Origin of the sequence: Lentilactobacillus hilgardii DSM 20176 = ATCC 8290 (assembly GCF_000159315.1) — a bacterium.
GTDB classification, from domain to species: domain Bacteria; phylum Bacillota; class Bacilli; order Lactobacillales; family Lactobacillaceae; genus Lentilactobacillus; species Lentilactobacillus hilgardii.
The window spans coordinates 160,895-174,094 of sequence record NZ_GG669994.1 but is presented as its reverse complement, the minus strand read 5'-3'; the positions used below and the strand labels follow the sequence as shown (position 1 = coordinate 174,094).

The 13,200-nt window shown below is 42.2% G+C and carries 8 protein-coding genes and 1 pseudogene; 4 read left to right on the top strand and 5 right to left on the bottom strand.

The window, feature by feature from the left end; translation table 11 throughout:
- The 4 genes from HMPREF0519_RS13890 to ilvB form a co-directional block, all read right to left on the bottom strand.
- A partial coding sequence (locus HMPREF0519_RS13890) for an adhesive domain-containing protein (protein ID WP_003635355.1) occupies positions 1-1,482 on the bottom strand: 1,482 nt, incomplete at its 3' end.
- A 384-nt stretch (positions 1,483-1,866) separates the two neighbouring features.
- A complete protein-coding gene (locus HMPREF0519_RS08085) occupies positions 1,867-2,649 on the bottom strand; it encodes an ABC transporter ATP-binding protein (RefSeq protein ID WP_003558859.1) in 783 nt (260 codons plus the stop codon).
- A gap of 227 nt (positions 2,650-2,876) precedes the next feature.
- The gene (gene ilvC / locus HMPREF0519_RS08080) at positions 2,877-3,923 is read right to left on the bottom strand and encodes a ketol-acid reductoisomerase (RefSeq protein WP_003635351.1); all 1,047 of its coding nucleotides are present in this window, start codon (positions 3,921-3,923) and stop codon (positions 2,877-2,879) included.
- Between the two features lie 107 nt (positions 3,924-4,030).
- Complete coding sequence (gene ilvB / locus HMPREF0519_RS08075) at positions 4,031-5,734, bottom strand: biosynthetic-type acetolactate synthase large subunit (RefSeq protein ID WP_003635347.1); 1,704 nt, start codon at positions 5,732-5,734, stop codon at positions 4,031-4,033.
- A gap of 758 nt (positions 5,735-6,492) precedes the next feature.
- On the opposite strand from ilvB, the gene HMPREF0519_RS08070 reads away from it, so the two are divergent.
- From HMPREF0519_RS08070 to HMPREF0519_RS08055, 4 genes and pseudogenes are all read left to right on the top strand, one after another.
- On the top strand, positions 6,493-7,212 hold the full coding sequence (locus HMPREF0519_RS08070; RefSeq protein ID WP_225429002.1) for a hypothetical protein: 720 nt from the start codon (positions 6,493-6,495) through the stop codon (positions 7,210-7,212).
- 91 nt (positions 7,213-7,303) lie between these two features.
- A pseudogene (gene ilvA / locus HMPREF0519_RS08065) lies at positions 7,304-8,571 on the top strand (threonine ammonia-lyase IlvA).
- 466 nt (positions 8,572-9,037) lie between these two features.
- The gene (gene ilvD / locus HMPREF0519_RS08060) at positions 9,038-10,780 is read left to right on the top strand and encodes a dihydroxy-acid dehydratase (protein WP_003635340.1); all 1,743 of its coding nucleotides are present in this window, start codon (positions 9,038-9,040) and stop codon (positions 10,778-10,780) included.
- Between the two features lie 59 nt (positions 10,781-10,839).
- Entirely contained in the window at positions 10,840-11,823 is a 984-nt protein-coding gene (locus HMPREF0519_RS08055; RefSeq protein WP_187117478.1) for a bile acid:sodium symporter family protein, read from the top strand.
- Positions 11,824-11,912: 89 nt separating this feature from the next.
- Here the strand turns inward: HMPREF0519_RS08055 and lplA are convergent, their stop codons facing one another.
- The gene (gene lplA / locus HMPREF0519_RS08050) at positions 11,913-12,932 is read right to left on the bottom strand and encodes a lipoate--protein ligase (protein ID WP_003635338.1); all 1,020 of its coding nucleotides are present in this window, start codon (positions 12,930-12,932) and stop codon (positions 11,913-11,915) included.
- Positions 12,933-13,200 lie beyond the last annotated feature (268 nt).

The window sequence follows — 13,200 nt, the reverse complement described above, 5'->3', positions numbered from 1 at the left end:
TGTTGTCGCTAAACTCGCCCCATAAGAAATGGTGGAATGTCCGGGTACTTGAGACGTTAGAAACGTTATTCGAATATTGTGTTTATTATCGGCAACTTCGCCCGTGCCATTCGTATACGGACTAACGGTAAATTCACCAATTTTAACGCCGTCGGCAACAATTTCCTGTGTCACTTTGTCTTTACCATCGTAGTCAAATTTAAAACCGCTTAATACAAAGTCATAATAATCGCCGTCTTCAATTTCAAATTCCGGTGAATTCATTGCCTCAATACTGGTTGTATCCCAGTGCCAAGTAATCACGTTCTTGGAACTGCCGTGAATCTGTTCAGGAATCGTAACCGTTTGGCCATCGCCAAGTTTGGCTGGAATATCAATGGTTTGATTATCCATTCCTAAGGTAATCTTTGAAAAGAACTGTGTATCAATTTTATCATTCAGACTTTGACCGGCCCTAGCGGCAAATATTTGGGCATTCTTTACCTCATCTCGAATATTCGCCCCCTTACTCGGAACATCACCATCCGCATCGCCGGCATCTTCAGCATCCGCCTGCTTCAACACTTCACTTGTGGTTGTGACATCTCGATCAATTGCTACGCTTTTAGCAGCCTTGGATGAACCGGGGGTTGTCGCTGCATTATCCACGACTGACGAAGAAGATTCCGCCACTTTTCCACCATTGTCATCATTTTCAGCAATCGCTTTTTTATTATTAACGGCTGCTTTTTTCTGATCATTTTTCCGCTTTTCTTCAAGATAGCTTTGGCTCTTTGTCTGATTGGATTGAGATATACTCCCCGAAAACTTCTCACTTCCATCGGTAGTCGACTCAGACCCTTTTGACTGTGGCTCCTGAGATTGTGCCTGAGCCTTTTGAACCTGTTTTTGGGTTTCCTTCATCCTTTCCTGTTGCAACATGTTGTTAACCTTGTCTTCCGACTTTAGGTTGCCACTCGATGAGCCTGCTTGATTTTGTTTCGGCTTATTTTCTTTCGAAACAATAGTCAAAAATGGCAATTTAACCAGTTTATGGTCAACCGCAACCGTCAACCGATGTTGATTCATAGCTCTTCTAAATTTAACGGGCAGCTTTACTTCCATATTTGTTCGACCAACAGCGTTTCGCCAGTGAATAGTTGAATCTTTACCATCCACATCGACAACAACCACCGTTTGGCCATTTGTATACCTGTACCGTTTCTTTTTTATCGTTAAACTTTCTTCATCGTACCCGAATGTTACAGCACCGCTTTTCGATATTGCCCCAACCGTCAAATCAAATGATAGCTGAGCTCTGTCTCCAACTTTCGAATTAGAAACAAATTGCTGATGCTGATTAACAAACTTTGCATTTTTCACGGCAATTTCATCTGTCGAAACTGCATCCGCCAAGGCTTGGCCAGCAGTGAAAAAATTACCAATCAACAGAGTCAAAACGCCAATGACTTGAATAATGACTCCTCTTTTTTTAATCCACATTTCCAGGTCCTCCTAATGGTTTTAATTAGCAGTATCTAATCAACACCATAAGAGTAACAAGAAAGTTTGGCTTTTTTTAAAAGAAATTGTGACTTTTATATATTGTTTCCAATAGGCCAACTTTTAATTTATGACTTAAAACTATTCGCCAATGACCGTTGAAGCAACGGACTTGGCTTCATTAATGCATATTCCTAGCATATTTCAAGAAAATGAATCAGTTATCATTTGAACATAATATTGAAGAATTTGTGAAGAATTGTTCAACTATGAATATGTACAAAAAAATTGCGGCAACGTTATTTATTTGCCACAACTTTTTAAATTTTATCTGTTTCCCATATTTCGACCACACAACACATCGTTTTTAACTACGGCTGATCGCTATTTCGGATAAACTGCCAACCGGTTTCCGGAGATCGTCACCGTTTGAATCGGCTTACTATAAAAAGCCGATAAACTGGTTTCATTCAGTACGTCCTCCCGCTTACCTGCTTGAATAACCTGCCCCTGGCGCAAAAGTAACACATTATTAAAGCACGGTAAAAGCTCTTCAGTATAATGAGAAACCAAAAGCAGCGCCGGTCGATTAGGCATCCGGGAAATTTGCGCGACCCGTTTCAGCAATTCTTCCCTGGCGAACAAATCCAGCCCGTTGCACGGTTCATCTAAGATTAATAATTTAGGATGAGCCATCATTGCCCGAGCGATCAATACCAATTGACGTTCTCCCTGAGACAACACTGCATATTGTTTTCCCAATAGCTTTTGACCACCCATGTCAATTAAAGTTTGGCGAGCTTCGTCTAAATCCGCCTGAGAAAATTCTTGATAGATACCAATGCTGGCAAACTTTCCTGATAGAACGATAAAATCTACCAAATCACCCGTATGAAGCTGATCTTGGAGAGCGTTACTGACCCAGCCAATTTTGGTTTTCAATTCCGGAATATTAATATGACCGAATACCCCACCGAGGACCTCCAAATTTCCAGAAGTTGGCCACAAATCTCCATGAATCATTTTTAACATAGTTGTTTTGCCGGCACCGTTCAATCCTAAAATCGCCCAATTTTCGCCTTGATTGACCTGCCAATTAATATGATGTAAAATCTTCTTTTTCCCCCGGGTAACCGAGACATCGTCAAAGCGTAAAATTCTTTCCATAAGCGGCCTCCTAAATGTATATGTATTCAAAAAGACTGAATAAACCGGAGTGGTTTTTATTCAGTCCTTTCGTTTAGTTGCTTAGTTAAGCGTGAGTTGTGATGCTCACAATCGATCCGTAACTTTTTCCGAGTTAGTTAGCGGAAGTTCATTTATCATTTCATTCAATCAATGCACAAAGCCAGCTATGCCTAATGATCAGTTAGCAAACTTGTAATTAGGCAATCTTACTTTTCAGCTTCTGCTTCTGCTTTTTCTTCAGTAGGTGTACTGTACTTGTCGGCTTCACCAACAAATGACATGTGATCACGAAGATCAGCACCAACACGTGAAAGAAGTGAGTTAGCTGAACGTTCACGCATCTTGTAAAGCTTCTTGAAGCCGTTACGGTAGTCATCCATGAATTCTTTAGCAAATGAACCGTCTTGAATCCGCTTCAAAGCGTCTTTCATAGCTTGCTTGGATTCCTTACCAACGACCTTTGGACCAACTACATATGAACCATATTCAGAAGTGTTCGAGCAGTCAGCATACATCTTGTTGAACCCACCTTCGTAGATAAGGTCACAGATCAATTTCATTTCGTGATCCACTTCGAAGTATGCCAACTGTGGTGAGTATCCTGCTTCGGTTAAAACTTCATAACCGGTTTCGATAAGCGCGGTAACACCACCCATAAGGACGTTTTGCTCACCAAACAAATCTTCTTCAGTTTCTTCTTTGAAGGTTGTCTTCAATAGTCCGGCACGTGCTGCACCATTTCCTTTGGCGAATTCCTTGGATAAATCTTCGGCATGGCCTGAATAGTCTTGGAAATAGCCATATAATGCTGGAACACCGGAGCCTTCAACGTATGTACGACGACAAAGATTACCTGGGCCTTTAGGTGCCATCATAACAACATCAACGTTTGCTGGTGGTACGATTTCTTTATAATGAATGTTGAAGCCATGTGAAAAGCCTAATACATTGCCTTCCTCTAGGTTAGGTGCAATTTCATTTTTATAAACGTCATCCATAACTTCATCAGGCGTTAACATTTGAATCCAGTCTGCACGACGAGCTGCTTCGGCTGGTGTGTATACATCGAATCCATCAACTTTGGCATTTTCAAATGATTGTCCTGGGCGAACACCAACGATAACGTCATAACCTGAATCTCTTAAGTTGTTAGCTTGGGCATGGCCTTGTGATCCATAACCGATAAAAGCAATTTTCTTTTCTTGAAGATAATTGGTGGTAACATCCTTGTCATACAACATTTCTACACTCATACTGATTCCTCCATTTTTTATGTTAAGTATTTTTTTTGAAACAATTGTCGTAGGAACTTAAACTCAATTTAGCAATGAAAGGCCTCACCTCCTAAATGTGGTCATCCTTAGAATCCAACCATGTCATTATTCTTGTGACCAGGTGCTACCATTGGGTAAACCTGCTCATCAACCGGTACTTGAACTTCTACCAAAGTAGATTCGGGATCATCGAAGACATCATTGAGCTGTTGCTCCAACGATTCTTCCGGATTTAACTGCTGATAATTAATGTCGTAGGCATCAGCAAGCTTCTTAAAGTCCGGTTGATGATCAAATAGCGACTTGGAGCGATGATTTGAATAGAAAGCATCCTGCCACTGTCTAATCATTCCTAATGCATGATTATTCAAAAGGAACATTTTAACATTCAAGTCCTCAGCGGCCAAAACTTCCAGCTCTTCACTAGTCATTTGAAAGCCACCATCCCCCACAAACAGAACAACGTCTCTGTCGCGGTTTCCTAGTTTAGCGCCAATGGCGGCTGGCAGACCATACCCCATCGTCCCTAAACCACCTGAAGTGACAAGTTGTCGGGCATGCTTGAATGGATATGATTGAGCTGCCCACATTTGATGTTGGCCAACGTCGGTCACAACAATTGCATCACCATTGGTCGCTTTTCCGACAGCCTCAATGACTTCATGAGGGTTAAACTGTCCCGCAGCCGGTTTGGCATCCTCGGGATTTTCATCTTTCCGGTCTTCCACCAGCTGATTCCAAGCAGGCGTCTGCGTTTTGGCTGCTGTACTGCGGTTCATTTCTGTTAATGCTGCCTTTGCATCGGCCTCAATCGAATAATCCGCTTGTAAGATTTTGTTTAACTCATGCGTATCAATATCGATATGGACAATCGTCTTATTATCCGCAAAATCTGAAGCTTTTGGCACCATCCGATCATCGAATCTGGAACCGATATTAAGTATATAATCGCTTTCGGCCAGTGCCATGTTGGCAGCATAGCTTCCATGCATACCACCCATTCCCAAGAATAACGGATCCTTGCTTGGGAGTATACCAAGTCCTAACAATGTGGCCACAACCGGAATGTTCCAGTCATGAACAAATTGATTGAATGCTTTGGTTGCTCCGGCGGCAGCCACTCCCGCCCCAACAATGACGACTGGTTTGGAAGCACTACTCAAGGCATGAAGTGCGGCTTCAATGGTCGCTTCCTGGGTTTTCCCCAATTGTTGTGGTTGCTTTACCCGTTTCGTCGGCGCATTTTGTTCAAAAATAGCAGATTCAGAAGTAACATCCTTTGGTAAATCCACCAAAACGGGACCTTTACGACCACTTTGAGCAATTTCAAATGCTTTAGTCACAACACTATGTAAGTCGTTCACATCCTGAACTTGGAAATTAGCTTTGGTGATCGGCTTGGTCACACTCACAATATCCAACTCCTGAAAGGCATTGGTTCCAATTGCGGAGCGAGTAACCTGGCCCGTGAAAACAACCAACGGAACCGAATCCATTTGAGCATCCGCAATTCCTGTGACAACATTTCCGGCACCCGGACCACTGGTTACACAAACAACTCCCGTCTTACCGGTTGTTTTGGCGTAACCTTCTGCAGCGTGAACGGCACCTTGTTCATGACGGGTTAGTACGTTACTAAACGATTTTGTATAAAGTGCGTCATATAAAGGCAGAACCGCACCACCCGGATATCCGAACAAAAAAGCAACGTTTTGTTCTGCTAATGCATCAACCAAGATTTCAGCACCGGTTTCAGTTGCGGTTGCTGGCTTTGACTCTTCTGCAAGCATATCTGATTCACATCCTTTCAAAACAACATGTGTCTAACAACATCACGCCAAGTTCACAATTGTTTAATCGGTGAATAACTTTTTCGTGATGGTTGAAATTTAACACGGAAGTTATAAATTTGTCAACACCCAAATTAAACATTTTCTAATCTGTTTCTCACGAATTGTTTTGAACACGGTGTCACAGCCGTGATCTGACGCTCGTAAAATTATTTTTAAGGCTTAAATTTCGATAGGATTCATGTGAGAACTTAGCGAAATTTAATTCTTGCCTATTGACAATACTAGCTTTTTGAAACAAGTCAAGACTTAATTTTAACTTTTTTACATGGTGATACATCACCTTTTGGCGCATTATATGAAGAAAACAATTCAAACTTTTTCAAATCAAATTTATTTGATAAAATTTGTTGCATTCTTCACAACCTGTGGTATAGTTAGCGAAAAGTTAAAAAATGAGAATTTGATTCAGGAAAAAGTAACTTGTCCGACTGTTAGCAAGAGAGTCCCGGTATGCTGGAACGGGATAACAATCAACGAGTGAAAGTAGATCCACTCTTATAATCAAAACCGGCACTGCCCGTTACCCAGCCGTGTATAAACATCGCACGATTTGAGACAGTTAGTTCCTTAACCGTGAACAAAGGTGGTACCGCGTTAAAAACGCCCTTTGAAAAACTTTCAGAGGGCGTTTTTATTTTTGACTTTTTTACTTTGTCTAAACTTTTAGATTTTGATTTCAGAAAGGAATGATGACCATGACGACTAGCATAATCCCAGCGGCAGCAAATGCGCCAATGCTGAAATACTTCGAATCACAAGGATTTAACGAACTTTATATCGATAAGGACTCGGTGGAAAACCAATTAATGGGTGGGGATACCAACCGAGTGTTAAGTTTATCGGATTACGCGCAATACTTACGTTGCATGAGAAATTCTACCAGTGCTCACTTATTGGCTGACACTTCTTTTGGTGGCGACGATGCGACGAATTGGGCTGACACTGCCGACGAACTGGTTCGTTGTGGTGCCAACACAATTTTGATTAGTGATTACCAGAGTAAAACGACCAGTCACCAACCAAACCTACTTTCTGACGAAGATTTTGAGGCTAAGATCCGAACTATGAAAACAGAATTAACGGACACCAACACGAATGCAATTGTTAACCTTGGTGGTTTTTCAGTATACGGTTTGGAAGGTTTGACAACCCGTATCGATATTGCCCGTTCCCAAAATATTGCAAAGATTTCAATCAGCAACGTCACTGCAAAGGATCTTTCAATCATTGGAGCCATTATGGAGCCAAACCAAGAGATTGGTTTGGCGATCGATAACCCAAAGATGACATTTGGCAGTGCGCAACAGGTTAGCCCTGCATTTGTCCTTGACACCTATCATCCCAAAAAAGCCACGCAGCAATGGGTACAGAAAGCTGGTCCTTCAGTTGTTCTGCGCCTTTACATGGGTAATTGAGAAATACGATGATCTAAGAGGATGAAAACCGGGACCACTGTCAATTTAACAGTGGTCCCGGTTTTCTATTTTGAGAAAGGAAAGTGATTTTATGCAAACAAGAACCGTCAAACTAACAGAAACAGATGTGAAAAATGCGTATCAGGTGTTAAAGCCCATCGTCAAACATACCGCATTGGAGTATAGCCGCTATTTATCGGACCGTTATCATGCCAACGTGTATCTCAAACGGGAAGATCAACAACTGGTCCGCTCATTCAAGCTTCGAGGTGCCTATTACGCGATCTCTCAAACCCCTGAAGGAACCAGAAAAGCCGGTGTCGTTTGTGCAAGTGCCGGCAACCATGCCCAAGGCGTTGCATGGACCTGCAACAAAATAAAAATTCCCGCAACAATCTTCATGCCAACGACTACCCCCGCCCAAAAGGTCAATCAAGTCAGATACTTCGGCGGTGATTACGCCACCATCAAGTTAATCGGGGATACCTTCGACGAATCTGCAAACGCGGCACTCACCTTCTGCCAAGATAACGGTCAGACTTTTATCGCCCCGTTCGATAATTTAAATACAATGGCAGGCCAGGGATCCATTGCGGTAGAAATATTTGAAGATGCCAAAAAACAAGGATTAACAATTGACAGCCTCTTTGCTGCAATCGGTGGTGGCGGCTTACTAAGCGGCATCAGTACATACGCCAAGTACACAAGTCCGAATACAGAAATTATTGGTGTTGAACCCAATGGTGCCGCCTCAATGAAAGCCGCCTTTGATGCTGGTAAGCCTGTTGAACTGGAGGCCCTTGACGCCTTTGTTGATGGCGCAGCTGTTAGAAAGTCGGTGAGTTAACTTATGCAACCTGCCGGGCAAATGTTGATCGATTATGCCAGGTACCGGAAGGCCAGGTTTGCAACACGATTTTAGATTTTTACAGTAAAACCGCCATTGTTGCCGAACCCGCCGGTGCCCTGAGTGTTGCCGCGTTGGAAGCAAACAAAGATCGGTTGGTCGGCAAAACAGTCGTATGCGTCATTTCCGGAGGCAACAATGATATCAACCGAATGCAGGAAATTGAAGAACGCTCATTGCTCTATAATCAGCAGCAACACTACTTCATCGTTAATTTTGCACAACGAGCCGGTGCACTTCGCGAATTCGTTAGCCATGTCTTAAACCCCGATGACGACATCACGAAATTCGAATATACCAAGAAAGTCAATAGTACCATGGGACCTTGTCTGATAGGTATTCGCTTGGGAAATGTTAATAATCTGGATCAGCTCCTAAAAAGAATTAAGCAGTTTGATCCCCACTACATCAATTTACAAGAAAACAAAACCCTATACCGCATGCTAGTGTAATGTTCTAATAATCATCAATCATTTTCTCATAAAAAGGCACGGCAGTGAATTCAATCATTTCACTGCCGTGCCTTAGTTTTATCAGTCAATCATATCAGGCGAAATGCTTGACAATGAAAAATAAATGAGAATAAGCGTAGGGGAATTCCCATATTTTATCCAATCACTGTTTACAAGTGAGATTAATTATAATAAGCTTAATGCAATTCTTAGACAAGTGAAAGGAAATCACAACAATGAAAAAAACGAATGCCTTATTATTACAAATTATTGTTCTCGTCGTGATTATTATTAGTTAGACGGGCTAATTTGTAATGAGCCCGTCTAACCAGGCGGGCGGCATTGGTGAATTTCAAGCCAAGAGCTGTTCAACACAGCTCTTGGCTTTTATTTTATCCCTATATCAAGTCAAGAATCAAATTTTGGTGTCAAACACACCACTACATATCAGAGAGGATGATAGTTAATGGCAAATACACTTGATTTTAACGCAGAAGGAGAAGGTATCCATAAACGATCCGACAAGATCAAAGTTGGTGTTGATGAAGCGCCCTCAAAAAGCTTACTTTACGCAACAGGCCGAGTAAAAAACGAACACGACATGAAGAAGCCGTTTATCGCAATTTGTAATTCCTATATTGAAATTGTGCCAGGCCACATTCATTTACGCGCGTTAGCCGATGTTGCCAAACGAGCCATTCGTGAAGCCGGTGGCATCCCATTTGAATTCAATACAATTGGGGTTGATGACGGTATCGCAATGGGACACGTTGGTATGCGTTACTCCCTTCCAAGTCGAGAGATTATCGCCGACTCAGCAGAAACTGTTATTAACGCCCATTGGTTTGACGGTGTTTTGTTCATGCCAAACTGTGACAAAATCACACCCGGGATGTTAATGGCGGCTGCCCGAACGAATGTCCCATCAGTCTTTGTTTCTGGCGGTCCTATGAGAGCCGGTGTTGATCCCAAAGGCCGTGCGACAACACTGTCAACCATGTTTGAAGCTGTTGGTGCTTTCAAAAGTGGCGAGCTTTCAAAGAAAAACCTGCTGGAATATGAAAAGAATGCCTGTCCCGGTTGTGGTTCATGTGCCGGTATGTTTACCGCCAATTCCATGAATTCCCTAATGGAAGCCTTGGGAGTTGCACTTCCATATAACGGAACCGCATTAGCCGATTCCGAAGAACGAAAGGAACTCGTTCGAAAAGCCGCAAAACAGGTCATGTACATGGTTAAAAATGATATCAAGCCTCGCGACTTAATGACCAAAGAAGCATTCGATGATGCTTACGCGCTTGATATGACAATGGGTGGTTCAACCAATACCATTCTTCATGGATTAGCGATCGCTCACGAAGCCGGTATCAAATATAACTTGGACGATATCAACAAGATCAGCCGAAAAGTTCCGTACTTAGCTAAAATCGCACCATCTTCTCACTGGACCATGCAAGATGTTCATGCTGCCGGTGGGATTCCAGCCATCTTAAGCGAATTAATTAAAAAGGGTGGCATTTTACATCCTGATCGAATGACTGTTACCGGAAAAACCTTGCGTGAAAACGTTGAAGGTGCTAAAACCAAGAATCCTGAAGTTATTCATACCGTTGATAACGCCTACTCCAACGTTGGCGGACTATCAGTTCTTCACGGCAATCTGGCCCAAGACGGCGCCGTTATCAAGGTTGGTGGGGTTGATCCTGACATTCGTGATAAAGGCAAGTTTGTCGGTAAAGCAATTTGCTACAATTCACATGATAAAGCCGTTCATGGGATCGATTCAGGCGAAGTTCAGCCAGGTCACGTTGTTGTCATTCGCTTTGAAGGCCCCAAGGGTGGTCCTGGTATGCCGGAAATGTTGAACCCAACTTCAAGTATCGTTGGCCGTGGCTTGGGTCGAGACGTTGGTTTAATCACTGATGGCCGTTTCTCAGGTGCTACTCGGGGGATCGCCGTTGGTCACATTTCACCGGAAGCTGCCGAGGGTGGTAACATTGCTCTGGTTAAAAACGGTGACACAATCACCATCGACTTAAAGAACCACGACATTTCAGTTGACGTTTCAGATGAGGAACTTGCTGAACGTCGAACTCACTTACCTAAGTTCGAACCAAAAGTTCGTTCAGGTTACTTGGCCCGTTATCAAGCCTTGGTTACTTCAGCAAATACCGGTGGTGTTATGAAGGGCTACGACGAATTATTTTAAACGCCTATTAATATAGTAGAAAAAGCTTTTAGAGAATTGAAATTATTGGAGGAATGCTTATGCAAACTGTATCTAAAATTGGTAATTGGATGAGTAAGTGGTTTACGTTACTCGTTATCTTATGGGCCGCCGTTAATTATTTCTTACCACAGGCGAGCTTATGGATCGCACCTAATACATCCTATCTTTTAGGAATCATTTTGTTTGGGATGGGGCTCACTTTAAGCAAAGATGACTTCGCAAGAATTTTCAAACGACCGGTTCCAGTTATTCTCGGGACTGTTGCTCATTATGTAATCATGCCATTTATCGCCTTTCTACTTTGCCAAATTTTCCATTTAACCGGTGCAACTGCCGTTGGTGTCATTCTGGTAGGTTCCTGCCCAAGCGGAACGTCATCAAGTGTGATGGCTTATCTGGCAAAGGGTGATGTGGCGCTTGATGTTTCGATCGAAGCTCTTTCAACATTATTAGCACCAATCATGCTGCCGCTAATGCTGCAATTCTACGCTGGCCGGTACGTTGCAATCCCGACAACGCAATTATTCCTGAGCACTTTAAAAATCGTTGTTATCCCAATCATCTTAGGGGTTGTTGTTCACACACTCTTCAGCAAGCAAGCCGCCAAAGTAAATATGATTCTGCCGCTTATTTCACAGTTGGCAATTCTTGCCATTGTCGGTGCCGTATTTGCAGCTAACCACGATGATTTATTCACCGCCCAAACCGCTCTGGTTATCCCGGTGGTTATGCTTCACAACTTGAGTGGATACGCACTTGGCTACCTGTTTGGCCACTTGATTCGATTGCATCAGCCACAACGAAAAGCCATTACTTTCGAAGTTGGCATGCAGGATTCAAGTCTTGGTGCAACTTTAGCCATGAAGTACTTCGTTCCAGCTGCTGCTATTCCATCAACCATCTTTTCGATCTGGCACAACGTTTCCGGTTCTGTTCTCTCCTCGTGGTGGCGTCAACACACAACCGAGTCCGTCAAAGAATCGATTCGTGCAACTGCCTCAAATAACGTTCCCAATAACTGATGTTTAAAAGATTAACTATATAGATTAACTATATATAGTAGAAAAAGATCATTTCCGAAAAAATAATCCGGAAATGATCTTTTCTATGTTCACTTCTCTTCAAAACTTTTATCCAAGAATTCAGCAAGTGCGTCATTATCAATATTATTAATGTTTCCCCTTTTAATAGCCTTTTTTATCGTTCTCGAAGACATTTTTCTTCCAATTAAATATTGCTCTACTTCGTTTAAATCACCGTCGACTTTAAAAAACGGATTGAATTTAAGGTGTACCATTTTACCATCCGTAATGGTCCAATTAATACCCATTTTTCCGGCCGCAAAGAGCTGATCTTGATAATCATAATAGCCCGGATTATGGCCAAAGTTCCATTCATCAGTTCCATAAGTCTCTGCCAAACGTTGATCGGCTTTTTTCCAATCCTCGTCAGTCATATGGTAAGTTTCAATATCATCTAATGACTTGACTTGAAACATTTCCTTCAGCAAATAAGCTCGAAATTCCGCCATTGTCATGCCATCAGGTAAATAATCCTTCAAATTGACAATTGGACTTCGTTTGGAAAGAACGCCCAAACGTTTTTGCTTTTCAATTTGATTCTCAGTCAAAACCTTCTTGGCATTTTCAATATTCAAATCATACATAATCGTGCCACCTGCAGCAATGCCCTTACCGCTTTTAAACATTGTCATCCCGGACCATTTCTTACCATCCAGAATCAGATCACTACTATTGGGCTTCATTTTAACATCAATGCCAAGCTTTTGAAGCGCCTTCAAAACCGGTTCAGCAAAATGACCGTAATCGCCAAAGTCAGAAGCATCATCAACGAGAATATTTTCAAAAATAAAGTTTCCCATATCATGATAAACAGCACCGCCACCGGATGTTCGCCGAACCAATTCAATATCATGTTCATGTAGATAATCAACGTCAACTTCCGCCCATACATTTTGATTTCGACCGATGATCACCGAAGGTTTGTTAATATAAAACATTAGTCCATGCCCCGGCAGCTTTAAATCATTCACAAAATAATTGTCCAAAGATTGGTTGACTCTGGCATCATAACTTGGCTGACCATTTCTGGAAATATCGATAAGATACATGAAACATTCCTCCCCATCTGCATTTATGTAATAACATTAATTGAGCTTTATCAAATAGCCTTATACTCCGGGTGTAACCGCTTTGTTTCGCACACTGTTTTAGGACTGCTTCAAAAGACTGATCCCTGCCATACAAGGAACCAAATCCAATATTCCAAAAACAGGAATATTAAATTCAGTTCCTTGTACTCTGGGATCAAAACGTCTTTTTCCGCACACTGTTTTAGGACTGCTCCTCAAAGCAACACCGCTCCATATAAGGGTTCAA

What these genes read in the sequence shown, in the direction of transcription:
- HMPREF0519_RS08085 (WP_003558859.1), bottom strand. Translation starts at nt 2,649, where the DNA reads ATGGAAAGAATTTTACGCTTTGACGATGTCTCGGTTACCCGGGGGAAA.
- ilvC (WP_003635351.1), bottom strand. Translation starts at nt 3,923, where the DNA reads ATGAGTGTAGAAATGTTGTATGACAAGGATGTTACCACCAATTATCTT.
- ilvB (WP_003635347.1), bottom strand. Translation starts at nt 5,734, where the DNA reads ATGCTTGCAGAAGAGTCAAAGCCAGCAACCGCAACTGAAACCGGTGCT.
- HMPREF0519_RS08070 (WP_225429002.1), top strand. Translation starts at nt 6,493, where the DNA reads ATGACGACTAGCATAATCCCAGCGGCAGCAAATGCGCCAATGCTGAAA.
- ilvD (WP_003635340.1), top strand. Translation starts at nt 9,038, where the DNA reads ATGGCAAATACACTTGATTTTAACGCAGAAGGAGAAGGTATCCATAAA.
- HMPREF0519_RS08055 (WP_187117478.1), top strand. Translation starts at nt 10,840, where the DNA reads ATGCAAACTGTATCTAAAATTGGTAATTGGATGAGTAAGTGGTTTACG.
- lplA (WP_003635338.1), bottom strand. Translation starts at nt 12,932, where the DNA reads ATGTATCTTATCGATATTTCCAGAAATGGTCAGCCAAGTTATGATGCC.